Source organism: Rhodospira trueperi, from assembly GCF_900101965.1.
Classification (GTDB): domain Bacteria; phylum Pseudomonadota; class Alphaproteobacteria; order Rhodospirillales; family Rhodospirillaceae; genus Rhodospira; species Rhodospira trueperi.
In genome coordinates this window covers 42,020-65,509 of the sequence record NZ_FNAP01000011.1, presented here as the reverse complement: position 1 = coordinate 65,509, position 23,490 = coordinate 42,020, and the positions used below count along the sequence as shown (strand labels likewise).

Sequence of the window (23,490 nt, the reverse complement as noted above, 5' to 3'; positions counted from 1 at the left end):
CCCTTCACTATAACGGGAAGGGCAAGACTCTGTACAGTCCAAACAACTCAAAAAGGGTTTATATTCCGTGAAAAAGTCAACAAGAACGGCACCATCTAGCCCTGTTTCATACTGCGTTTGCGGCCAGTGAAGGCGGGGTGGCTTTCATCCCTGTGATTTACACTAGATCAGGATTGCGCCACGCGGTCATGACATGGCCTGGGCCAACCCTAAACGCAAAATGGACACATTCCAAACCGACAATCAAGCTCCCGCGATGGGTCGCGCCAAGCCGGCCCCAGCTCCCAGCTCCCATCACCCTCCAGGAGAGGCCCGCCGCCATGCTGATCCGGACCCGCTCAACCGCCGACCCGCGCCCGTCGGAGATCACGCCGGAAGCTGTTTATCTGGACCGCCGCCGCCTGATGGTCGGCGCCGGCGCGTTGGCCCTTGCCGGGCTGGCCGGCCGTCCCGCTGGGGCGGCGGCGCCCGAGGACTTCGCGCCGCTGGCGGATGTGGCCGCAAGCCCTTTGTCCACCGACGAGGACCCCAACAGCTTCGAGGACATCACCGCCTACAACAACTTCTATGAATTCGGCACGCAGAAGGAAGACCCGGCCCGCTATGCCGGTCAGATGTCGACCTCGCCGTGGGAGATCCGGGTGGAGGGCGAATGCGCCAAACCCGGCACCCTGGGCGCGGCCGACCTGATCGACAGCCACCGGCTGGAGGAGCGCATCTACCGGCTGCGCTGCGTCGAGGCGTGGTCGATGGTCATCCCCTGGGTCGGTATTCCGCTGGCGGCGGTGCTGGACCGGTTTGAACCCACCGGCAACGCCAAGTACGTCGCCTTCGAGACCCTTCACGATGCCTCGCAGATGCCCGGCCAGCGCCGCAGCGTGCTGGACTGGCCCTACCGCGAGGGCCTGCGCATCGACGAGGCCATGCACCCCCTGACCCTCATGGTCGTCGGCCTGTACGGCCGCGCGCTGCCCAACCAGAACGGGGCGCCGCTGCGCCTGATCGTGCCGTGGAAGTACGGATTCAAGTCGATCAAGTCGATCGTGCGGATCGCCTTCACCCAGGAGCAGCCGCCGACGGCCTGGAACATGTCCCAACCCTACGAATATGGGTTCTATGCCAACGTGAATCCCACCGTGGACCACCCGCGTTGGAGTCAGGCCCGGGAACGCCGCATCGGCGAATGGGGCCGGCGCGAGACGCTGATGTTCAACGGCTACGCCGATCAGGTGGCGTCCCTGTACAGCGGCATGGACCTGACGCGGCAGTATTAGACGCGGAGCGGGCATCACGCTCAAACCGGTTGAATCGTTCGCAATCCGGCGAACAGGCTCTAACGTTTTGCTTTTAAAGCAAATCGTCGTCGCGATCCGTTCCGGATCGCTCGGGATTTGCTCGTAGGTTGGGGTGAGCGGAGCGAACCCCAACGCCATTCGGTTTTGGGGGTCGGATCCGTTGGGGGTCTGTGCCTCGCACCTCACCCCAACCTACGGGACGGCGGCCGACGCAGGCGAACCCATCAACCGGGTTTCGAATCAGACCGTCATCAGCGTGTTGACGCATCCCACCCGCCAGACGGGGCCGGGCGAGACGTCCAGCCGGTCCAGCCGGGTCAGGGACAGCGGCTCGACGGCGAAGCGCAAAGCCGTCGCCGGGTCCACATCCAGCGCCACGGCCAGGGCCGCGCGCACGGTGCCGGCATGGACCACGGCGACGATGTCGCGCCCGGCGTGCGCCCGGCTGAGGCGGTCCAGCGCGGCGCCGACGCGGGCGGTGACGGCGGCGAAGCTCTCGCCATCCGGCGGCACTTGGTGGGCGGGGTCCTCCCAGAATGCCGCCAGCGCCGGGTCGGGCGGCTCCCGGCTGGCCAGCCCACCCCAGGTCTCGCCCTCCCAGGCGCCGAAGGACTGCTCTTGAAGCTCCGCCACCTCCACCGCGCGCGGCAGCCGCAGCCCGGCCGCCGCCAGCGCCCGCGCGGTCTGGCCGGTGCGGCGCAGCGGCGTGGTCAGCAGCACCGCGCGCGGCGGCAGCAGCCGGGCCAGCGCCTCCAGGTCCTCGGTATCGCCGGTATGGGCGTCGGCGTCGATCCGGCCGAGAATGCGCCCCTCCGGGTCGGGCACCGGGGCATGACGCAGCAGCCACCAGCGCGTGGCGGCGGTGTCGGACGCGGCGACGGAGATCATCAGGCGGCGCCTCCCCACGCCATGGCCAGCAGGGCGAGAGCCGTGGTCTCGGTCAGCAGGATGGCGGCGCCGACCACGTCGCCCGTGGTGCCGCCGAGACGGCGCAGGGCCAGCCACCCCAGCCACACCAGCGGCGCCAGGGCCAGCGGCAGCGCCGGCCAGCCGCCCACAAGCAGCCCGGCCAACAGCGGCAGCACCAGCGCCACGGCCACGCCCGCCGGCGCGGGTCGGCCGGCGGCGGCACCCACGCCGTCGTCGCGGGCCGGCGGCAGCGCGGCCATGACCGCCGGGCCGGCGCCGCGCCCCAGCGCCGCCGCCAGCACGAAGGCGGGCAGGGCCGCCGTCCACGCTCCCGCCTCCAGCAGCGCCGCCAGCGCCGTCACCCGGGCCAGGGAGGAGACGATCAGCGCCAGCACACCATAGGCACCGATGCGCGAATCCCGCAGGATCTCCAGCGAGCGCGCCCGGTCGCGGCCGCTGCCGATGCCGTCGGCGGTGTCGGCCAGCCCGTCCTCGTGCAGCGCGCCGGTGAACAACACCGCCGCCGCGACACCCAAGGTCGCGGCCAGCAGCGGCGGCGCGCCCAGGGTCGCCAGCAGGGCCGCCACGCCGCCGCCGACCAGTCCCACCACCGCGCCGGCCACCGGAAAGGCCCACGCGGCGCTCATCAGCGGCCGGGACCAGTCGGTGCGCACGCCGGGCAGGCGGGTCAGGAACACCAGCGCCAGACTGATCTCGTCGAAGCGTCGGCGCGGCCCGTCTTTGCGGGCGGTCGGGGCGTCCGGATCGAGTTCCATGGGGGTGATTTCTCGTCTGCGATCAGGTATGGCAGGGGCTCTTTACCGAAAACACCAGGGAAACACCATGCCCAAGTCCGTGCTGCCGCCCGCCTCCTCCCTCGACGCCCTGCGCGCGCTGGCGCGCGACCTGCCCGGTCCCGACGACGACGCGGCGGCGGCGGCGGCGGCGCGTGAGCCGACGCTGACCAAGCCGGCCGGCTCGCTGGGGCGGTTGGAGGACATCGCGGCCTGGATGGCGGCGTGGCAGGGCCGGCACCCGCCGCGCCTGGAGCGGACGCGTTGCGTCGTCTTCGCTGGCAACCACGGCATTGCCAGTCAGGGGGTCTCCGCCTTTCCGCCGGAGGTCACCGTGCAGATGGTGGCCAACTTCCGGGCCGGCGGTGCGGCCATCAATCAACTGTGCCGGGCCGGCGGCGCCGACCTCGACGTGATCGCGCTCGACCTGGAGCGCCCCACGGCGCCGTTCGACTCCGCGCCGGCGATGACGGACGAGGACCTGCTGGGGGCGGTCAACGCCGGCCTGACGCTCGACCTGACGGACACCGACCTGCTGATCGTCGGGGAAATGGGCATCGCCAACACCACCGCCGCCGCCGCGCTGGCGCTGGCTCTGTTCGGCGGCACGGCGGCGGACTGGGTGGGACGCGGCACCGGGGTGGACGACGCCGGGTTGGGCCGCAAGCGCGCCGTGGTCGAGGCCGCCATGGCCCATCACGGCACCGCCCTTGCCGATCCGCTGGAGGCCCTGCGCCGGGTCGGCGGGCGCGAGCTGGCGGCCATGGCCGGCGGGATTCTGGCGGCGCGGCGGACGCGGGTGCCGGTGTTGCTGGACGGCTTCATCTGCTGTGCCGCCGCCGCCGTCTGGCACCGCTTGACGCCGGGCGGGCTGGATCACGCCATGGCCGGCCACGTCTCACGGGAGCCCGGACACCGCCGTCTGCTGGCCCTGCTGGACAAGGAGCCGCTGCTCGACCTGGGCCTGCGCCTGGGCGAGGGCAGCGGCGCGGCCGCCGCCCTGGGAGTGGTGCGGGGCGCGGTGGCCTGTCACGCGGGCATGGCCACCTTCGCCGACGCGGGGGTGACCGGGGGGTGAGCCCGCCGCCCCGCCATCATGAGAGCTGCCGAGCGGCGCCCGGCTATTCCATGCGGTGGGTGCGTTCGCGGCGCTCGTGGCGTTCCTGGGCCTCCAGGCTCAGGGTGGCGATGGGGCGGGCCTCCAAGCGGCGCAGGCTGATCGGCTCCTGGGTTTCCTCGCAGTAGCCGTAGCTGCCTTCTTCCACCCGTTGCAGGGCGGCGTCGATCTTGGAGATCAGCTTGCGGGCACGGTCGCGGGTGCGCAATTCCAGCGCCCGGTCCATCTCGGCGGAGGCCCGGTCGGCAAGGTCCGATTCTTGCATCCCGCCGTCCTGCAAGTGCTCCAGCGTTTCTTCGGCCTCCCTAATCAGCTCAGAACGCCACTTCAGCAACTTGATGCGGAAATACTCCCGCTGAAAGTCGTTCATAAAGTCTTCGTCTTCACTCGGCCGATAATCCGGCGGCAGCGTAACGCTCATTCTCCGCCTCGAACCCTTCTTGGTGCATTCCCAAAGCCCCCTTGACGCGGGCCCGTCCCTCCCCATGACGGGCGGGACTATAGGCGCGCGCTTGCCGGGTCGCAAGCGGTTCGGTGGATTCGCGGGCGAAATGTCGGAATTCGGGATGAGAAGCCGGGCCACGCCACCGCAAAAAGGTGTCGCGGAGAAGGAAACCAATAGAATCAGGCAGATCGTCGAACGGTGCTACAATACCGCCGGCAACTGGCCCATGCGCCCCAGCAGATATTCCAGATCGTCGGACTCGAACTCGACCCCAAGGTCCCCGTACTGGGTCAGCACCCGTTCGATCATGCGGCGGCTGAAACGCTCGCGGTCGTTCTCCAGGCCGTCGTAGGAGGTCTGACGGAAGACGGCGACGGCGGCCTTGAGCGCCGGGAAAATGTTGTCGGGCAGCCCCGCGCGTTCGAAAATCCCGGTCAGGCCCAGGTCCCCGGAGTCATGGATCAGAATGCGGGCGTTCTCCAGCGGCACACCCGCCAGTTCCGCCATGGCGCATTCTATGAAGATGAAATCGCCCATGCAGGCGGCGCGTACGATGATCGAGGGGGTCAGGCGGTTGTTCTGGCGCAACTGGCGCACCAAGCGGAGGACGCTCTCCTCCGACGAGCCGGCCGACAGGCCGATGGTGGCCCGCTCGCGCGAGTGCAGCACCAGGTCGGCGGCCTTCTCCGGCGAGAGGGGATGGCGCTCCAGCAGGCGTTCTCGCAGGCTTTCCGACGCCTGATTGACCAGTTTCTCGGCGATGGTGATGGGCAGCACATCGCGCTTGATGAGTTCGTCCTGCACCGCCTCGCTGTCGCCGAAGCGGTCCACGATGCGCAGCATGGAATCTTCGGTCAACTCGGCGCCGGCGTTCCCGGCCAGCACGGTCACGGCGCTTTCGGCCCCATCCTCGACCAGGGCGTCGGCCACGACGGCCTGGACCACCTTGCGTTTGGCGATGGCGGTCTGCTTCGAGGGGTCGTGGCTGCGCACGATCTCGATCAGATCCTCGGGGGTCAGAACCTCCGAGAATTCCAGAATGGGAATGGCGACTTCGTCGATGTCGTTGGCCAGCGTCTTGGCGAGGTCATGGGGAACCAGCGGGTTGTCCTTCAGGTTCTCCGACAGCGCCTGGCGCACGCGGGCGACAGCGTCGCGTGCCATCAGACGCAGAATATCCTCGGCCATGCGGCGTTCGGCGTCGGTCAGGGAGGTATCCTGGAACTGACGCGCCAGCTTTTCCGCGGTCTGAGCCCGTGTCTGCTCAGACGGATCACTCAACAAACGATTGACGTCTTCAATCGACAATTTCTGGTCGGTCATCGCCCTGTGCTCCACGCTCCGCCGCCGGCTCACCCGTCCGGCGCCCGGTCCCCGCTCCGTCCCTCCGGCCCGGAGAAGGGGGCGTCCCGGCCGGATGAACACCCAGGACGACCACGGCACGGAAGCGTAATCCGTGCCGACGCGTTTGTATAGCCATTGGAGCGCTCCGGGAGCGCAAGCGGACGAACCGGCTTCCGTGGCGTGCGTGAACGCCTTGGGATGGCTTGGAACGGACCAGAACGCCGGGGGCGGCGCGCCGGGTCAGGCGCCCGTGCCGCCCGTCCCAAGCCGCTCCTCCAGGGCGTGGAGACGGGCGCTCAAGGCCTCGTTCTCGGCCCGCGCTTCGGCGGCCATTTCGCGCACCGCCTCGAAATCCTCCCGGGTGACCAGATCAAGGTCGTGCGCCATCCGCTCGACGCGCTGGCGCACCATCTCCTCGATCTCGCCCCGCAGCCCGCCCAGCGCGCCCATGGCGCCGCCGGCCAGCCGGCTCATGTCGTCGAGAATCCTGGGGCCCTGGGTGGTCATCACGATGTCTCCCTTGTAACGCGGTTGGTTGGGCGATGTCGGCAATATGGGGGGAAGACGGACCCTTGACAACCGGGCGGCGGCAGGGGCCTTCTCAGGACATGTACGTGGTCACCGGCGGGGCCGGCTTCATCGGATCGAATATCGTGGCGGGCCTGGAGGCGCGCGGCCTTGGCCGCGTGGTGGTGTGTGATCGTCTGCGTGACGGCGCCAAGTGGCGCAACATTGCCGGTCGCGCCCTGCATGACGTCATCCGGCCGGAGGATTTGCCAGCATGGCTGGACCGGCACCGGGGCGCGGTGCAGGCGATCATCCACATGGGGGCGATCTCGGCCACGACGGAAACCGACGTTGATCGCATCATGGCGAACAACTTCCGCCTGTCGGTTGATTTGTGGACGTGGTGCGCGCGCAATCAGTCGCGTCTGATCTACGCCAGTTCGGCCGCCACCTATGGGGACGGCGCCGCCGGCTTCGACGATGACTTTTCGGCCGACGCACTGGCTCGACTGCGCCCGCTCAATCCATATGGCTGGTCGAAGCACCTGTTCGACCGGCGGGTGCGTGAGGATCTTGACGCCGGCCGGCACGCGCCGCCGCAGTGGGTGGGCCTGAAGTTCTTCAACGTGTTCGGCCCCAACGAATACCACAAGGCCGGGCAGATGAGCGTGGTCGCCCAGGTTCATCCGGTGGCCAAGAGCGGCGAGGCCTTTGCTCTGTTCCGCTCGCACCGGCCGGACGTGCCGGACGGCGGCCAGTCGCGCGATTTCGTGTGGATCGATGATGTCGTGGACGTGGTCCTGTGGCTGCTGGAGACCCCCCGGGTCAGCGGCCTGTTCAACCTGGGCACCGGGCAGGCGCGCAGCTTCCTGGATCTGGCATCGGAGGTCTATCGGGCGCTCGGGCGCGAGCCCTCCTTCGCCTGGCGGGATACGCCGGAGGCCATCCGCGACAAATACCAGTACTTCACCCAGGCGGAGATGGGCCGTCTGCGCGCCGCCGGCTACGACCGGCCGTTCACGCCGTTGGAGGAAGGCGTGTCGCGGTACGTGACGGAGTTTCTGGAAAACGCGGCCGATCCGTATCGGTGAGGATCACTCATCCCGGCCCTTGAGCGTGCGCAACAACACCAACATCAGCACGATGGCGGTGACGTTCAGGGCGATGATGAAGGCCATGCCCAGCAGCAGGATCGACATGCCGCGCCCGGCGAACACGATCACGTCGCCCAGCATCCAGACGGCCGCCAGAATCAGCCCGATGCCAGCGAAGAACAAAACCGCGATGACGGTCAGGCGCGACGGCCGCAGCCAGTGTTTGCTCCGCGTGGCGCCCTTGCCGGTGACGCTCTCGTCTTTATCCTCTTCGCGCATGGCCCGGTTCCGTGCGAGCGCATCCACCCGGACGAACCGGGAGAGGGCGGGTCAGTGCGGCGATCCGCTCAGGTTGAGGCCGATCACCCCGATGAGGATCAACACAATCGAGATCGCCCGCATCCACGTCAAGGCCTCGCCGAACCAGAGCACGCCGACCATCACGATCAGCGCGGTGCCCAGGCCCGACCAGATGGCGTAGGCGACCGAAACGTCCCATTTCTTCAGGGCCAGGGTCAGCATCGCCAGACTGGCGGAATAGAACACGAAGACCGCCACCGACGGTACCAGCCGCGTGAATCCCTCGGCCAGCTTCATGGAGGTGGTGCCGATCACCTCCAGGATGATGGCGGTCATCAGGGTCAGCCAGTGCACGGGCGTGGGGCTCCTTCGGTTGGGGACAGGGACGGGGCAGGGCGCATCGGTACCATGGCCCGGCCGCGCCCCCAACCGCAAGGGGCCCCACGGGGGAGGGGTCTCAGAACCTCAGCTTCGCCCCGAAGGACAGGACGTCGATGCTGTTCTCGTACGTCCCAACCAGGGTGCCTTGCGCGGTGGTTTCGTTGACGGAGGCGTCCTCGACGAAGATGTGGGTGTAGCCGAAGTCGACCTTGAACCAGTCCTCGAAGGCGTAGGAAACGCCGCTGGCCAGCCAGTAGCGATCCGCGCCCGGAATCCGCGCGGTGCGGTGCTTGTCGGGAATAGGGGACATGTCATAGGCGAAGCCGGCGCGGAACGACCAGTTCTCGTTCGGACGCCAGATGCCGCCGATGGAGGCGAACACGGTGTCGTGCCAGTTCTCAACGGTCCGGCTGTCGGCACCGGTCTCGGCATCGACCCGCAGTTCATCGAACAGCGACCAGTTGGTCCAGGCGACATCGGCCACCACGGCCCATTCCGGCGTGAACTCGTGGTAAGCGCCGATGCTCAGCACATCCGGGGTGGTCAGATCGGCGGAGGCATCGCTGTTCACGAATCCCGCCTGCGCCGCAAGCCCGGGATGAACGTTCTGGTATTTGGTCTCGCCCTCGAAGTGGTGATGGACGCGGGAGCGATAGTTGACGCCAACCCGGCTGCCCTCGTTGAACTCGTACATCGCGGCGACGTTGAAGCCGAACCCGAGATCCTCGGCCGTCAGCTTCTGCCGGCCATCAAAGGGCAGCAGGCCGCGGTTGTTGATGCCGGTGGTCAGCTTGACGGAGGTGTACTGGAACACCGGGGCGGCGCTGAGGGACAGCCCGTCCCAGACCCGGTAGGCCACGCTGGGCATGAAGCTCATGGAATGGAGACTGGATTCCAGCGCCTGATATCGTCCGACCCAGCCGGTATCGTATTCCGTCGCCATGCCGAACGGCACGTTGATGGCCAGCCCGAAGCGCAGGTCGTCGGTCGGGCTGTACAGCCCGTACATCGCGGGCAGGAACGTATCCTGGGCGGCGTCACCGCTCAGGTTTCCGGCGACCGCCGTGCCTTGTGCCGTGGTCGCGCTGCCCGAGAAATGCGCCTGCGGTATGATATAGGCGCCCGTGGTGTGGACCTCATGGCCCGTCAGTCGGGTCAGGCCGGCCGGATTGAAAAAGGCGGTGCTGAGATCGTAGGCCTTGGCCGTGGATCCGGCGAACGCGTTGCCGAGACCCTCCGCGCTCTGTTCCTTCAACTGAAATCCGGAGGCGCCCGCCTGCGATGCGGACAGTCCCACGGCGACACCCACCAACAGACCGGTCAGCCCCCGGCCCTGACTTCGTGCGTACATTGGTATCCCCCCATGCGACGCTTAGATTGGATTGATCGTGGTGGCTCCGTACCGAACCCGGAACGGAGACCGACTGTCAATCCGACCCGACACGGCATGGGCGAGCCACAATGTTGCGATAACATGACGCGCCGCAACCGCTTTTTTCGGTTTTTGTCTGCTTGCGCACAAGGATCGGATCAGCGCCGGTGATCCACGGCAGCGCGACTCCGGGGCCGGCGGCGCTTCTGCGGGCCGGCGTCGGCTGGAATGGAGGGCGGAAAGCGCCGGCCTCGCAATGGGTTTGCGCCGAGTTTTAAGGGACTGTTGCCCTATCGCCACGTCTTGCCCGGAAAATCGGGGGCAGACTTGGGAGTCAAGGGACCGGCCTGTTGCGTGGTGGCCATCGGGCGGGTATCACCTGTTGTGTTCGGGCGCAAACGGTCTCGCTTCGAAAACGTGGCCGGAGTACAGTAACGAGGTCGCGACGGATCAGGTCTGGCCCTGATCGTGTCTTTCATGATCCGCAGCAGCGGCCGGGGGGATCGGGCATGGACATGGGCGGAGTGACGAGAATGACGACGACGAAGGCGGCGCGGACCCATCGGTCTCTTCCGAAGGTTTTGGGACGAACCATGGTCATCGGCGCGGCAAGCCTGATGCTCGCCGCGTGCGTCACGACGCCGGACGACGGGACCGTCGATGCCGCCGCCAGCACGTCGGCCGATGCGTCGCCGGGCGTTCAGCTTGCCTCCCTGGCCCAGTCGGCGCCGGACATCGACAACCCGGACAGCGCTGAGGATGCCCTGGTTCCCGATCCGATGGAGGACTGGAACCGCTTCGTGTTCGACCTGAACACCCTGATCTATACGCTGTTGCAGCCGGTCATCGCGCCGTACGGGGTGCTGCCGGACGAGCGGAAGGAAAACGTCGACAACTTCCTGCACAACCTGTCGACGCCGGTGATCCTGCTGAACGATGTGCTGCAAGGCGAGGTGGATCGGGCGTGGGTCACCACCCAGCGCTTCGCCATCAACTCCACGGCCGGCGGTCTGGGCTTCTTCGACACCGCCGCCGGTATGGGCCTGTCGCCGCATACGGAGGATTTCGGGCAGACCCTGGGCGCCTGGGGGGTCGGAGACGGGCCGTATACGGTGTTCCCGCTGTTCGGTCCCGGCAACCCACGTGACGGCGTCGGCCGCGCCGTGGACATGGTGACCAATCCGCTGTTCTGGCTGGCCGGCCCCACCGGGGAGCGCATGGCCAACATCCACACCTATGCCAACGCCTCCAGCCAACTCGGCGGGCGCGGCAAAAGCCTGGAGTCCCTGCGCGAAAGCTCCATCGACTTCTATGCGGCCGTGCGCAGCCTGTATGTGCAGTCGCGTCGTGCCGCCGTGGCCAACATGGAGGACAATCCGGGCGCCACGGCCCCCGCCATTTCCAACGCGGTCCAAGAGGACGTTCCCGGAAGCTGATCCCCAGACCCGCGCCCGATCCAGTGATACCGCCCGACGAAAAGGTCAACCTTTTCGGAGGGCGGTCGGCGCGCCTCTGGCATCGCTTCGCGATGCCAGCTTCACCAAAATGGGGGCCGACGCCCACGGCGCCGCTTCGCGGCGCCGATTTAAGGATGGCCGCCTTTTGGGCGGCCGGGGCGGCGGAGCCGCGCGCCCCAACGGGGCGCTGCGGCGAGAAAATCAAAGATTCAGCTTTGTCGGCGCACCGAAGTGACTCTGGCCGGAAGTGCCATTCTTATCGCGGCCCGGTATAATACGGCCCGCCCGGCGGTGATCGCTAGTGCACTGATCCAGACAAAAAATGCAGTCTGCATTCTTTTGTCTGGATCGAAAGTGCACTAGAAACAATGTCTTGTGCAGCGACGCATTCAAGGGGTAACCCTTTGAATGCGTCGCTGCACTAGGCGGGCCGAGTTTTTTTCATTGGATCGTTGGCCTTGCCGCGTCGGGTCCCTCCCGGGGGTACACCGGGAAGGCGTCGGAACGCGCGGCCTGCCTGCATCGCCCGGCCCGACCCCGGCGGATTGCGCCGCTCTGCCGGGCGACCCCGCCCTACGGAAGACGTGCCACCGGTTTCATCGCCCAGGGTGGGCACCAGCGGTGGCACCCAATACGGAAACCGTCAGACTCACCCAAAGCGCTCTTTGCTTTCGACACTGAAGCAAAGCGTCGTCGCGATCCGTTCCGGATCGCTCGGGATTTGCTTTACGTGCCCCATTCGCGCACCAGCACGACCAGGATTGAGCGCCACAGCCGCGCGAACAGGCTGCGCGGCTCGCCCTCGATCCGCACGCGCCCGATCAGTTGCAGCGTCGGCGGCGGGCCGTCCAGGACGACGCGGACCGTGTACAGGGCGCGCTCCGGAACCAGCCCCTCGGTCCCCATCCGAACCTCCAGGGCTCCGCCATGCACCGACGCCAGCGCCGCGTCGGCCAGCACGCTGACGGGCGCCCGCCCGATGGCGACGATATGCCCCGGCTGGCGTGCGAATTCCGGGGCATCGGGGACAAAGACGACCGCCGCGCCCTCGCGGATGCGGGCCAGGTCCGCCTCGTCCACATAGGCGTCGGTGACCGGCGGCCCGTGCGACCGCACCACCGCCAGCCGCTCCCGGGGCGACAGCCACTGTCCGATGCGCAGGTCCGGCCGTGGATCGAGCAGCACACCGTCGAACGGCGCCACCAGGGCCAGCCGCCCGGACTCGGTCACCAACGCCCGGCGCTCCGCCTCCGCCTGGGCCAGCCGCTCGCGGATTTCTCCGCCGTGGGCGCGGAAGGCCGGGTCGAGCGCGGCCCGCTCCAACTCCCGCGCCGCAAGGGTCCGGCGGGCTTCGACCCGGTCCAGGGACAGGGCGATGTCCGGCGCCGTGAAGGTGTAGACCGCCGCGCCGGCGGTCACGGGATCGCCCTCGCGGGCGTCGATGCGCGCCAGACGGGCCGCAAACGGGACGTGCAGGTCGGCGGTCTGGGCGCCCTTGAGCACCGCCGGCGCGTCGATGCGCGTGGTCCAGGGCACCAGCCCGGCCAGCAGCCCAAGGCCGACAAGGCCGGCCGTCCAGGCGGCGCGCCGGCGTCGCACGATGCGGCCGCGCAGGGTCGTCCAGACCCGCAGTTCACGGGCGACGGGGCGGGCGATGAACCAGCCGATCTCGATCAGGAACAGCACCACCCCGGCAGCCTTGAAGACCAGGGTGTAGACCAGCACCGCGAGGCCGACGAACACGATCAAGCGATACAGCCAGGTGGCGACCGCGAACAGGATCAGCCCCCGGCGCCGCGCGGCCGGCAGCGGTTCCGGCGGCGGATCGCCCAGGTCGAACAGCGCCTCGCGCAGGCGCCAGCGGGCCAGGGCGAAGGACCGCGCATGCAGGTTGGGCGTCTCCAGCGCGTCCATGAGCAGGAAATAGCCGTCAAAGCGCATGAACGGCGACAGGTTGATGGCCAACGAGGACACCCAGGTGACGGCGGCCAGCACGAACGCCCCCTGCCGCGCCGGCCCCTCCGGCAGCAGCGTCCAGGCCAGTGTCGCCCAGGCGGCCACCGTCAGTTCCGCGATCATGCCGGCGGCGCCGATCAGCAGGCGCTGGCGCCGCCGGGGCAGGGTCCAGGCGGCGTTGACGTCGGTGTAGAGCATCGGGATCATGACCAGGAAGGCGATGCCCATGACCGGCACCCGGCAGCCGAAGCGCTTGGCGACATAGGCGTGGCCGAGTTCGTGGATGGTCTTGACGCCGGCCAGGGCGACCAGCAGGGCGGCCACCCCGTCCGGTGTCAGAATGCGCTGGACGTCGGCCACGAACAGGTCCCACTGGCGCACGATGGACACCAGCCCAAGGGCCAGCACGGCCAGCGTCAGCGCCAAAAAGCCCGGCGAGCCCAGCCACGCGACGGCCCCCTGGGTGGCGGACAGAAACCGGTCCGGCCGTACCAGCGGCACCCGGAAGAACAGGTAGCGATGCACCAGCCAGGCCCACGCCGACTCCCGCGCGGCGCGCGCGGCGGTCGCGAGCCGCCCGCTGGCCGCCGCGCCGGTCTCCAGCGTCAACTGCCACTCGCGCAGAAGATCGGCCAGGGCGGTCACGTCGTCGGGCGTCAGGTCCAGCGTGGTTTCGCCGCGCACGGCGGCGGCCACCGCGGGGGCGCTGCCCAGGTCCCAGCGCGTCAGCATCTCGAAGGCCGGCCAGTCGATCCGCACATACCGGTTGCGGGCCGGGTCGCCGATGGTCCAGGAGGGCGCGCCGTCCAGGCCGGCCGGCCCCGGGTGCAGGGTCAGATCCGCGCGCAGCGGCGGCAACGCGGAAGCGGATGCGGCGCCGATCCTGACCATGGTCCGTCAGAATCCCAAGGTGCGGCGGGCGACCGCCAGCGGTTTGCGGAACAGCCAATAGCCCAGGGGCACGGTGTCGCCGTCAAGGCGCGCGGTGCCCTTCAGCCCCAGGCGCGGAGACGGTGCGTCGTGCTCGCCGTTCTCGATGATCTCGGCCCGCGCCCGGTGGGCGAGCAGGCCGGACGGCTGCTCGGTGGCGGCGTAGGACAGCGTGCGCAGCCGCGCGCTGACCGGCCGCACGGGATCGATGTTCAGGAACAGGGTGACCGGCGCGTCCGGTTCCAGGGGAATCATGTCGGCCGGGGCGACCCAGGCCTCGACCTCCACATCGGCGGGGTCGGCCACCGACAGCACCCGCTCGCCGGTGGCCACCGGACGGCCGATCCAGGCCGACGGGTCGTCCAGGATCGCCGTTCCGGCGCGCGGCGCCGTGACCACGCCGCGGGCCAATTGGTCGCGCAACTGCGCCACTTCCGCCCGGCGCTCGGCGATGCGGCTTTGCAGCACCGCGAGGTCCGCCTTGGCCTGGGCCTGGAAAAACGCCTGCTGGGTGGCCCGCTCCAGCCGCGCCTCCTCGGTGGCCAGCATGGTCCGGGCGACCTCCAGCCGGCCCGACAGGCTGGTGCGGTCCATCTCGAACAGGATCTGCCCTTCGGCGACCGTCTCGTTCGGTGTCACCAGAACGCGATGCACCACGCCGTCCAGCGGAGCCCGCACCACCGCCGGATCGCGGGCCACCACCTCCGCCGGGGCCAGCACCGACAGGCGCACCGGCACGGCCATCAGCCCCACCGCCAATCCCAGGGCCAGCAGCCGCCAGCGCGGCACCCGCCGCAGTCCTCGGTGCAGGCGCGTCCAGACCCCGGGCCGTCGATGCCACGCCCAGGCCATGCCGTAGACCGGCGCCAGCCGTGCCAGAAGCCGGACGTGCGAGTCCCGCCACGCCCCCTCCCGCACCACCAGAACCGCGCCGACGCGCCGGCCGTCGGGATCGTCGAGCGGCACGTACAGCCCGGTCCCGGGCATCCACTCGCCCCAACCTTCCCGCAGCGTGGGCGGCAGCGCCCTGGGGTCAAGGAGTGTCGGGCCGGCCCCGGACCCAGCACCATGGCGGTCCATGTGACGGAACAGGGCCGTCAGCCACTGGGCGAACGGTCCGGTGCGGTCGAGGTCGGACACGCCCGACAGGGCGGTCAGGCCGTCATCGGTGGTGAACAGCGCCGCCTGCCGGTAGCGCAACAGGGTTCGGGTCTCGTTGACGATGACGAACCCCAGTTCGGCCGCGCCCGACGCGGTGCGCGCCCGCTCCTCCAGGGTCAACAGCGCGGCCAGCGTGGAGTCCGGCGCCGGCTCGGTCATTCCGGAATCCTGATCCGGCCCGTCATGCCGGCCAGGAGCCCCTCGGGGGTCCCGTCGATGGCGGCGACCGCCGACAGGGAATGGCTCACCGGATCAATGCGGGCGCCCAGCCGGCTGATGGTGGCCGGATAGGTCGCCCCCGTCTCGTCGATGTGCAACGTCACGGACTGGCCCGGGGCGATTCGGGTCACCCAGGTGGAGGGCAGGATGAACGTGGCCTCCAGCGTCCGGTCGTCCAGGATCTCCAGCACCGGCTGGCCGGCCTGGACATACGCGTGCGCCCGGGCGTGGCGCGCCACCACGCGCCCGCCGAAGGGCGCCGTCACGGAGCACTTGGAGACCACCGCCTGCGCGAGGTTGAGTTCGGCGCGCGCCTGGACGGCCTCGGCGATGGCCAGTTGGGTTTCCAGGGTGCTGGCGGAGTTCAGGTCCCGCAGCCGGCGATGCACCGCGCTGGCCGTGTCGGCGGCGTGGCTGGCGGCGCGGGCCTTGTCGAGGCGCGCCTCCTGAATGGTGCAATCGATCCCGAACAGTTCGTCGCCGGCCTCGAACCGCTCGCCGTCCCGGAACGGCAACCGGTCGATGCGGCCCGCGATCTCGACCGACAGAACGGTCTCGTCAACGGCCACCAATTGGGCCGGCACCGCCATTGCCCCCGGCTCCGGTTCGGGAGCCTGGGCCGACGCGGCGCCCGCCCACAGCACCACGAGCAGACCCCCCGCGCAAAGGCGCGCCCCGGCCCGGACCTCAGAGCGGGTGCGGGTCGGCACGGTGTGCCTCGTCGGTGGGTGCGGACACGGGAGTGGCGGCGTCCTCCAGGCCGGCGTCCGGCGGTGTCTCGGCCGCCGCCGTCACGGGCGGATCGGACCAGGACTCACCCCGGGCGAGGGCGTCCAGCCGCGCCGCAATGGCCTGCGACAGGTCCGGCAAGGCATGCCCGGCCACCGTGTCCGGCAGCGGATCAACGCCGACGGTGGCCATCAACCGGCCGTACGCCATCTGCGCCTCGGCGAAGGTCTGGAACCGCCGCAGTTCGGCGCCAATGGCCGCCGTTTCCTGGGTGATGCGCTCGACGGGATCGGCGGCGCCGCCGGCCTGCCGGTTCACCGACGCCTCGGCCAGACGGGTCTCGATCCGCCACAGGCGGTCGGCGCGCTCGAACTGGCGGGCGGTGCTGGCCAACTGGTGCGAGACGACATGGACCTGGGCCAGAACCGCCATGCGCAGCGCCAGACGGCGGGCCTCGGCCACCTCTTCCGCCGTTTCGGCGTGGGCGATCCGGTCCGGCGCCGACACCAGCTTCAGAAGGTTCCAGGTCAGTTGGACGCCCCAGTGGTTCCACTGGTTGAAGGCCAGCAGGGAGTTGCTGTCGTACTGGCGGCTGAAATCCAGGGTGATCCCGGGCAGCAGCTTAAGGATCTCCTTTCGTGTCTCGTCGGTGGCGATCCGTCCGAGATAGACCTGTTCGCGCAGGTCCGGATTGTTGACCAGGGCGGCCAGTTCCAGATCCGCGATGGGCACCGGCACCTCGGGCACCATCATCGCGTTCGGGTCGCCGACATCCAGCGTGAACGGGCTGCCCGGCGGCACGTTGATCAGCGCCGCGAGTTCGGCCCGGGCCGAGACCATCCGCTGCTGGATGGCCTCCAGTTGGCGCATGGTTTCCAGCAGCGTTTTCTGTCGCCGCAGGACCTCCGTCGGGGGACGCAGGCGTTCGCGTTCCACGATTTCCAGGTCGGCCAGGACCGCCTCTCCGCGGGCGATGGTCTCCGCCACCCGCTCATCCAGCACCTGGGCCGCCGCCGCCCGCCAAAAGGCGTGGCGGACCTCCTGCGCCAGGGTGGCGACGGCCTTGCGGCGCCGCTCGCTGGCGATCAGGGCGCGGTCGCTGTTCTGGTGGGCGGTGTACCAACTGGCGCCGAAATCTAGGATGTTCCAGGTCATCCCGAGATCGGCGGTGAACACCTCCTTGTCGCTGGAGTAGGAGGGATTGGCATCGGTGCTGGCCCCGGTGTACAGGTCCTTGCTGGTCGAGGCGTTGTACTCGTCCCGGCCGGTATAGCCGGCGTTGGCCACCAGTTGGGGCAGCAGGTCGTAGCGGTCGAGCCGTACCTGCCCCAGGGCCAGGGCCTCCTCCATCATGCGGGCGCGGCGGTCCAGGTTGTAGCGCAGCACCCGGGCCAGCGCCTCGGACAGGGTCAGCGGGCCGTCCAGGGGCGGCTGGTCGGCGAAGATCGCGGCGCGTTCGGCGGCCGCCTGCTCCTCGAACTCGGCCTGCGTGAAGGGGGTCGGCGTCATGCTGCACGCCGCCGCCAGACCGCAGACGGTGAAGGCCACCACCACCCGCGCGACCAAGGCCGGGCACCTGGACGTTTCGATCATTGAGCCCCCTCCCCCTGCCGTTTTGCGCACCCATTGGATTAAGCGCCTTCGCGTCGACACACAGCCTCTTGTTATCGTTCGGCCGCGACGTCGCGTGACAGCGCCAGCAACGCCGCCGCCTGATGTGCCGGCAGCGACGCCCGCGCCAGCCTCACTTCGTCCGTGAACGTTGGCTTCGTCGTCTCCAAGGCGGCGTGGGCAATGTCGCCCGGGCCGGATGACGGGACCGCCGCGCCGCCGTCCGCCCGGTCGCCCAGCGCCGACAGGTCGATGCGGATCAACACGACCGCCTCGCGCCCCGCCTGATCGCGGGCGATGACCCGCACCACCATCTCGCCGGAGGCCCCGGGCGGCGGTTCGCCGACGAAGGTGCCGGTGGCCGGGTCGAAGGCCAGCCAGTCCGGCAGGGGCTCGCCGTCCCCCATGAGTGCGTTGAGCTGAACAAGCGCGCCGGCGTCGGTGTGGGCGAAGACATCCGGCGGAAGCGTGAACGAGAACGGCCCGCCGTCGCTGATCGTTGGAGCCTCGAAGGTCGGGCGCAGGGCAACCAGGGCGTCGCCGCCGGTCGCCAAACCGCCACCGGCGATGACCGCGACGGGGAAACTGCCGCCGGCGGGCGAAGTGGTGGTGTCGGGCACCACGGTGTCTCCCAGGCCGCCGTCCTGTCCGCCGAAGCCCGTGTTGCCGAAGGCGCCATCACCGGCGTCTCCCCCGGTTCCCCCCTCGCCGCCCCCCGGCGCCGGGGGGCGCAGGACCGTGACAATGGACGGCCCGGGATCGGGGGGAGGGGGCGCTGGCGGCGCGGGAATTCCGGCCGCCGGTGGCGGGGCGACCGGTGGCGGCGCGGGATTGCCGGCCGACGGCGGATCATTGGCGGGGGGTGGCGTGTCAGGGCCGTCGTCATCATCGGGCGGCGTCTGGGTCGTCAGCGTCAGGGTGGCGCCAACCACGGCATCGACGGTGCCGTCGTTGACCGTGAACGCGAGTGTCGCGGTCCCGGCGGTGGCCGGGGCCCGGTACAGCAACCGGCCGGCGGCGATGTCGGCCCGCGAGACCATGTCACCGTCGGCCGACGCCGTCTCGCCGTTGTCCATCGCGCCAGAGCCGTCGGCATCGACGAACAGGGTACCGGTCGCCGGTTTGGTGTCCACGGTGATGTGATCCAGGGTGTCGCCGGTGTCCGGGTCTGTGAAGCCGAAGGCTGCCTGCTGGAGCGCGAGGACCTCGCCCGTCTGCGCGGCGACCGTCCGGTTGGTCCCGCTCGGCGCGTCGTTGGCGCCGTTGACGGTGACGGTTAGGGTCGAGGTGTCGGTGTTGCCGGCGGTATCCTGGATGGCGACGGTGACTGACGTGGTGGTGGAGCCGCCGTCGTCCAGCGCCTCGAAGTCGCCGTTGGGATCGAAGGAGACGCTGCCGTCGGCGTTGACGGTGAACAGGCCCCCGTTGGAGCCCGCGACCGGCGTCCCGACGTTGCCCGCTTGTCCGCTCACGGCGGCGACCGGCGCGGTCCCGTCGGCGTCGGTGTCGTTGGCGCTCAGGTCCAGGCCGCCCAGGGTGCCGGCGCCATCGTCCTCGCCCACGGTGCCGCTGTCGTCCGCCGCCGTGGGGGCGGTGGTGTCCACGGTCACGGCCAGGATCGCCGCCGGCGCGGAGGCGTTGCCGGCGGCGTCGGTCTGAAGGGCGCGAAGGTTGTGTGTGCCCGCACCCAGGCTTGCGGTGGTCAGGCTCCAGGTGCCGCCCGAGACGGTCGTCGTGCCCAGGCTTTCGCCCCCGTCCACGACGCCGTTGCTGTTGGCGTCGGCGAACACGGTCACGGTCGCCCCGGTCTCGCCGGTGCCGGACACCGTGGGCGTGGTGTCGTTGGTGAGGTTGTCGGTGGTGCTCGCGCCGGTATCGGAGGCGGTGGTCAGGTCGATGGTCGGCGCGGCGGGCGAGTTGCCGTCGACCACGATGTCCTGGGTGTCGGCCAGACTCTGACCGCCGGGCAGATTCAGGCTGGCCGGCACGGCGTCGTCGTTGGCCTTCAGCGTCGCCGCGCCGGTCAGGCTGACCGAGGCGACATCCAGGTCGGCGCTGTCGGTGTCGCCTTCCTGAACGGTATAGGTGCCGCTGAACGCGGTTTGATTCGCCGCGTCGCCGCTGGCCAGGGTGACCGTCGCGCCGTTGGACAATGTGGCCCGCAAAGTGCCGCCGTTGGCGGTGAAGTCCACCCCCTCGTCGAAGGTCACGGTGACGTTGACGGCATCGCCGACGCCGTAGGTTCCGTCGCCGCTCGATGAGGTGACCGACGAAATCGTCGGCGCGGGCGCGGTGATGATCGAGAAGATGTCGACCTGCGTCGCCGCCGCCATGGTGTTGCCGGCGGCGTCCTGGGCATCGGCGACGCGCACGTCGATGTTCGAGACCACCTCGTTGACGTCGCTCACGTCGTAGGTGACGACGTAGGTATCACCGTCGGTCCAGGCCCCGCCGGGACTGGACAGCGTGTTCAGTGGGTTTTCGGTCGGGAAGGTGATGGTCGGGGCGACCCCGGTGTTCATCGCCTCGCCGAAGTCGATGGTCAGGGTGAAGGTGTCGGTGCCCGCTTGGCTGTCCGTGATGGTGCCGACGGAGGGCGTAATGGTGCCGGAGAGGACCGGCGCCACGCCGTCCACCACCAGCGCCGCATTGGCGCCCAGCGATCCGACCGCGCCGGGGCTGGCCAGCGTTAGCGTGGCGTCGTTGCCGGCGGAATCCCGGATGGTGCCGCCGGCCAGCGCCAGCGCGGCGGTAGAGATGTAATCCAGATCGGCGGACGCGTCGCCGGCCTGCACGGTGTAGGTGAAGCTCAGCGTATTCGTGCCGCTGCCGGAAGCGTAGGTGGCGGCCCGGTCGGTGGCGCCGGTTTCCAGGGTCAGGGTGGGCGTTCCGGTCACGGTCACGGCCTCGCCGAACTGCACGGTGACGGTGATGGTGTCGCCGGCCTTGTAGGTGCCGTTACCGGAGGACGACGCGACCGAGGCCACGGTCGGGGCGACGCCGTCCACCACTAGGGCCTTGTTGGCGCCCAGCGAGCCGGTCGCGCCGGGGTTGGCCAGAGTCAGGGTGGCGTCGTTGCCGGCGGAATCCCTGATGGTGCCGCTGGCCAGCGCCAGCGCGGTGGTGCCCGTGTAATCTAGGTCGGCGGCGGTGTCGCCCGCCTGCACGGTGTAGGTGAAGTTGAGGGTGTCGGAGCCGCTGCCGGAGGCATAGCTCGCGGTCCTGTCGGTGGTGCCGGTCTCCAGCGTCAGGGTGGGCGTTCCGGTCACGGTCACGGCTTCGTCGAACCGCACCGTCACGGTGATGGTGTCGCCGATCCCGTAGGCGCCGTCCCCGGTGGAGGACGACACGGCGGACACCGTGGGGGCGGTGCCGTCCACCACCAACGCCTTGTTGGCCCCCAGTGAGCCGGCCGCGCCGGGGCTGGGCAGCGTCAGGGTGGCGTTGTTGCCGGCGGAATCCTCGATCGTGCCGCCGTTCAGCGCCAACGCATCGGTGCCCGTGTAGTCCAGATCGGCGGACGTGTCGCCGGCCTGAACGGTGTAGGTGAAGCTGAGCGTATCCGTGCCACTGCCGGAGGCATAGGTTGCCGTCCGCTCGGTGGTGCCGGTCTCCAGCGTCAGGGTGGGCGTTCCGGTCACGGTGACCGCCTCATCGAACTGCACGGTGACGGTGATGGTGTCGCCCACGCCATAGGGGCCGTTCGCTGAGGAGGACGACACGGCGGCGACGGTCGGGGCCACCGCATCCACCACCAGCGCCGCATTGGCGCCCAGCGATCCGGCCGTGCCGGGGTTGGCCAGTGTCAGCGTGGCGTCGTTGCCGGCGGAATCCTTGATCGTGCCGCCGTTCAACGCCAGCGCGGTGGTCGCCGTGTAGTCCAGGTCGGTGGACGTGTCGCCCGCCTGCACGGTGTAGGTGAAGCTCAGCGTATTCGTGCCGCTACCGGAGGCGTAGGTGGCGGTCCGGTCTGTGGCGCCGGTCTCCAGCGTCAGCAAGGGCGTTCCGGTGACGGTCACCACCTCGTCGAACTGCACGGTGACGGTGATGGTGTCGCCGGCCTTGTAGGTGCCGTTGCCGGAGGACGACGCGACCGACGCCACCGTGGGCCCCACATCGTCGGTGACATTAACCGTGACGGTGACATCCGAGTTGGTGGTGCCGTCCGTGGCGCGGATGTCGAGCGTGTAGCTGGGCGTGGCGCTGGCGTCGAGCTGGCTGGTGTCGTTGACGGTGATCTGGCCGGTCGAAGCATTGATGGCGAAAGCATTCCCGGTGTTGCCGGATTTGATGGAGAAGGTCACCCCATCGTCATCGCCGGTGTTGGCCACCGTTCCGATCGCCGTGGTGTTGGTGTCGGATTCGTTAACCGAGAACGATTGCCCGGACGTGATCACGGGCGCCTGATTGGTCACCGTAATGGTCACATCGGTGTCGACGGTCCCGCCGCCGTCGTCGGCCCGAATGGTCAGGGTGTAGGAGCCCGTGGTTTCAAAATCCAGATCGTCGGCGTCGTTGACGGTCACCGCGCCGGTGCTGGCATTGATGGCGAAGGCGCTGTTGCCGTCGCCGTCCTTGTTGCCGTTGCCGGCGGTGATGGAATAGGTGATGCCGACATCGGCGCCGCCGCCGTCGCCGTCGTTGGCCTGGATGTCGCCGTCGGCCAGCACGACGGTGCCGTTGGTCGCGGTCTCGGAGACGCTGCCGTCGTTCTCAGTGGTGAAAACGGGGTCGTTGCCGGGGGGCTGGAGGTTGGCGAAGGTTATATTGTCGACTTCGAAGTAATTAGGAGTTCCATCCGAGGCATCAATGTATAGCTTCGTGATGCCCGTAAATCCGGTAAGGGTTATATCTTTATCGCTGTCGCTCGCAATAATGCCAGCATTGTAGCTATCCCCCTTGTCAGATGTGATAATAAACGTGTCGCTCGACGCGGCGTAGTTCAGAATATTCAAGCTTGTCACATCGAAAGTCTCGCCGCCCTGGAAATAAAGCGTGGCCTTGGTTTCTGGGGTGCTCCCACCAAATCCCGCATACCCATCGCCAGCAACAACCTCGACATATGCGCTGTTGCTTTCACCGTCCAGCACCAGCGTGTAGGCGCCAAAGGTATACGTGGCGTTCACGGAAGGCTGGCCCGAGTTCCGTGCGCCACTCGTCGGAGCGTTGTCGAAATCGATCGTCCCGTTGAACGCCAGCACCCCCGCGAATCCCTCCACCCCAGTCGCCGTCCACGGCGTCGCCTCGATGGCACCCGTCGTCACCTCCAGGTCCCAGTCGCCGCCCAGGCCGGCCGCGCCAGTGGGATCGTCGGAGGCGGCCACATCGGCCCCGGTGCGGATGGCCAACTGGGTCAGGAAGTCTTGGCCGGCGTCCTCGGCGCCGATCCGACAGCCGTACAGCAGCAGGTCGCCGTCCGCCGATAGGCTGCCGGAGATCACCGCTAGCAGGTCCGACGCGGCCTCGGAGTCCAGGGTCTCGGCCGACAGCATCCGGCCGCCCAGGTCGATGACCCCCACGCCACCGTGCGAGAGAATGTGCAGGGCATCGATGTCGGTGCGCCCCGCCAGGGCATCGATGATCCCGCCGAAGCCGTCGTCGCCGTCGCCGGCCACCACGATGACCTCCAGTCCGGCGTCCCGGGCCGCCTCGGCAAGCGCCTCGTGGCCGTCCACGCTCGTATCGACCAGGGCGACCTCGACGCGATCCGCCGCCGTGGGGGCGGGCTCGGGCGCGTCACCGGGCGCGGGGTCCGCCGCGTCGGCGGCGGTGGCGGCCGCCGCGCCGTCGAACATCAGGCGCGGCTCCAGGGCGAGCGCGAAGGGGCGGCGGGGACGGATGGCGTGGGCTTGACCGACGAAACCCATGA

At 69.2% G+C, this 23,490-nt stretch carries 17 protein-coding genes; 4 read left to right on the top strand and 13 right to left on the bottom strand.

Annotation, left to right across the window (positions count from 1 at the left end):
- Window positions 1–320 precede the first annotated feature (320 nt).
- The gene (gene msrP / locus BLS85_RS13980; RefSeq protein WP_092787354.1) at window positions 321–1,274 is read left to right on the top strand and encodes a protein-methionine-sulfoxide reductase catalytic subunit MsrP; all 954 of its coding nucleotides are present in this window, start codon (window positions 321–323) and stop codon (window positions 1,272–1,274) included.
- Between the two features lie 261 nt (window positions 1,275–1,535).
- On the opposite strand, the gene BLS85_RS13975 is transcribed toward msrP, so the two are convergent.
- Window positions 1,536–2,183: a histidine phosphatase family protein gene (locus BLS85_RS13975; RefSeq protein WP_092787353.1), complete on the bottom strand. Its 648-nt coding sequence runs from the start codon at window positions 2,181–2,183 to the stop codon at window positions 1,536–1,538.
- Window positions 2,183–2,980: an adenosylcobinamide-GDP ribazoletransferase gene (gene cobS, locus BLS85_RS13970; RefSeq protein ID WP_092787352.1), complete on the bottom strand. Its 798-nt coding sequence runs from the start codon at window positions 2,978–2,980 to the stop codon at window positions 2,183–2,185. Before cobS ends, BLS85_RS13975 begins: the two co-directional genes overlap by 1 nt.
- A 67-nt stretch (window positions 2,981–3,047) precedes the next feature.
- On the opposite strand from cobS, the gene cobT reads away from it, so the two are divergent.
- Entirely contained in the window at window positions 3,048–4,076 is a 1,029-nt protein-coding gene (cobT, locus tag BLS85_RS13965; protein ID WP_092787351.1) for a nicotinate-nucleotide--dimethylbenzimidazole phosphoribosyltransferase, read from the top strand.
- A 43-nt stretch (window positions 4,077–4,119) separates the two neighbouring features.
- On the opposite strand, the gene dksA is transcribed toward cobT, so the two are convergent.
- From dksA to BLS85_RS13950, 3 genes are all read right to left on the bottom strand, one after another.
- Window positions 4,120–4,536 (bottom strand): RNA polymerase-binding protein DksA, encoded by a 417-nt coding sequence (gene dksA / locus BLS85_RS13960; RefSeq protein ID WP_092787350.1) that lies wholly within the window; start codon window positions 4,534–4,536, stop codon window positions 4,120–4,122.
- Window positions 4,537–4,761: 225 nt separating this feature from the next.
- Window positions 4,762–5,883 (bottom strand): SpbR family protein, encoded by a 1,122-nt coding sequence (gene spbR / locus BLS85_RS13955; RefSeq protein ID WP_092787349.1) that lies wholly within the window; start codon window positions 5,881–5,883, stop codon window positions 4,762–4,764.
- Window positions 5,884–6,144: 261 nt separating this feature from the next.
- Window positions 6,145–6,411, bottom strand: coding sequence for an accessory factor UbiK family protein (locus BLS85_RS13950; RefSeq protein ID WP_092787348.1), 267 nt, complete (start codon window positions 6,409–6,411; stop codon window positions 6,145–6,147).
- 101 nt (window positions 6,412–6,512) lie between these two features.
- Here BLS85_RS13950 and rfaD point away from each other — a divergent pair, with 101 nt between their 5' ends.
- A complete protein-coding gene (rfaD, locus tag BLS85_RS13945; protein ID WP_092787347.1) occupies window positions 6,513–7,502 on the top strand; it encodes an ADP-glyceromanno-heptose 6-epimerase in 990 nt (329 codons plus the stop codon).
- 3 nt (window positions 7,503–7,505) lie between these two features.
- Here the strand turns inward: rfaD and BLS85_RS13940 are convergent, their stop codons facing one another.
- The 3 genes from BLS85_RS13940 to BLS85_RS13930 all read right to left on the bottom strand — a co-directional run bounded on the left by BLS85_RS13940 (window position 7,506) and on the right by BLS85_RS13930 (window position 9,537).
- A complete protein-coding gene (locus tag BLS85_RS13940) occupies window positions 7,506–7,784 on the bottom strand; it encodes a hypothetical protein (RefSeq protein WP_092787346.1) in 279 nt (92 codons plus the stop codon).
- 51 nt (window positions 7,785–7,835) lie between these two features.
- Window positions 7,836–8,159, bottom strand: coding sequence for a DMT family transporter (locus tag BLS85_RS13935; RefSeq protein WP_218128433.1), 324 nt, complete (start codon window positions 8,157–8,159; stop codon window positions 7,836–7,838).
- Between the two features lie 103 nt (window positions 8,160–8,262).
- On the bottom strand, window positions 8,263–9,537 hold the full coding sequence (locus tag BLS85_RS13930) for an OmpP1/FadL family transporter (protein WP_092787345.1): 1,275 nt from the start codon (window positions 9,535–9,537) through the stop codon (window positions 8,263–8,265).
- 554 nt (window positions 9,538–10,091) lie between these two features.
- On the opposite strand from BLS85_RS13930, the gene BLS85_RS13925 reads away from it, so the two are divergent.
- Window positions 10,092–10,994 (top strand): MlaA family lipoprotein, encoded by a 903-nt coding sequence (locus BLS85_RS13925; protein WP_176793746.1) that lies wholly within the window; start codon window positions 10,092–10,094, stop codon window positions 10,992–10,994.
- A gap of 747 nt (window positions 10,995–11,741) precedes the next feature.
- Here the strand turns inward: BLS85_RS13925 and BLS85_RS13920 are convergent.
- The 5 genes from BLS85_RS13920 to BLS85_RS13900 form a co-directional block, all read right to left on the bottom strand.
- Window positions 11,742–13,862 carry a site-2 protease family protein gene (locus BLS85_RS13920; protein WP_092787343.1) on the bottom strand — a complete coding sequence of 707 codons (2,121 nt, stop codon included), beginning with the start codon at window positions 13,860–13,862 and terminating at the stop codon, window positions 11,742–11,744.
- Between the two features lie 6 nt (window positions 13,863–13,868).
- A complete protein-coding gene (locus BLS85_RS19635) occupies window positions 13,869–15,221 on the bottom strand; it encodes an efflux RND transporter periplasmic adaptor subunit (RefSeq protein ID WP_092787342.1) in 1,353 nt (450 codons plus the stop codon).
- Window positions 15,218–15,991 carry an efflux RND transporter periplasmic adaptor subunit gene (locus BLS85_RS13910; protein WP_143027197.1) on the bottom strand — a complete coding sequence of 258 codons (774 nt, stop codon included), beginning with the start codon at window positions 15,989–15,991 and terminating at the stop codon, window positions 15,218–15,220. Before BLS85_RS13910 ends, BLS85_RS19635 begins: the two co-directional genes overlap by 4 nt.
- The gene (locus BLS85_RS13905) at window positions 15,969–17,603 is read right to left on the bottom strand and encodes a TolC family protein (protein WP_092787339.1); all 1,635 of its coding nucleotides are present in this window, start codon (window positions 17,601–17,603) and stop codon (window positions 15,969–15,971) included. Before BLS85_RS13905 ends, BLS85_RS13910 begins: the two co-directional genes overlap by 23 nt.
- Before the next feature lie 71 nt (window positions 17,604–17,674).
- On the bottom strand, window positions 17,675–23,488 hold the full coding sequence (locus BLS85_RS13900) for a DUF4347 domain-containing protein (protein ID WP_092787337.1): 5,814 nt from the start codon (window positions 23,486–23,488) through the stop codon (window positions 17,675–17,677).
- Window positions 23,489–23,490 lie beyond the last annotated feature (2 nt).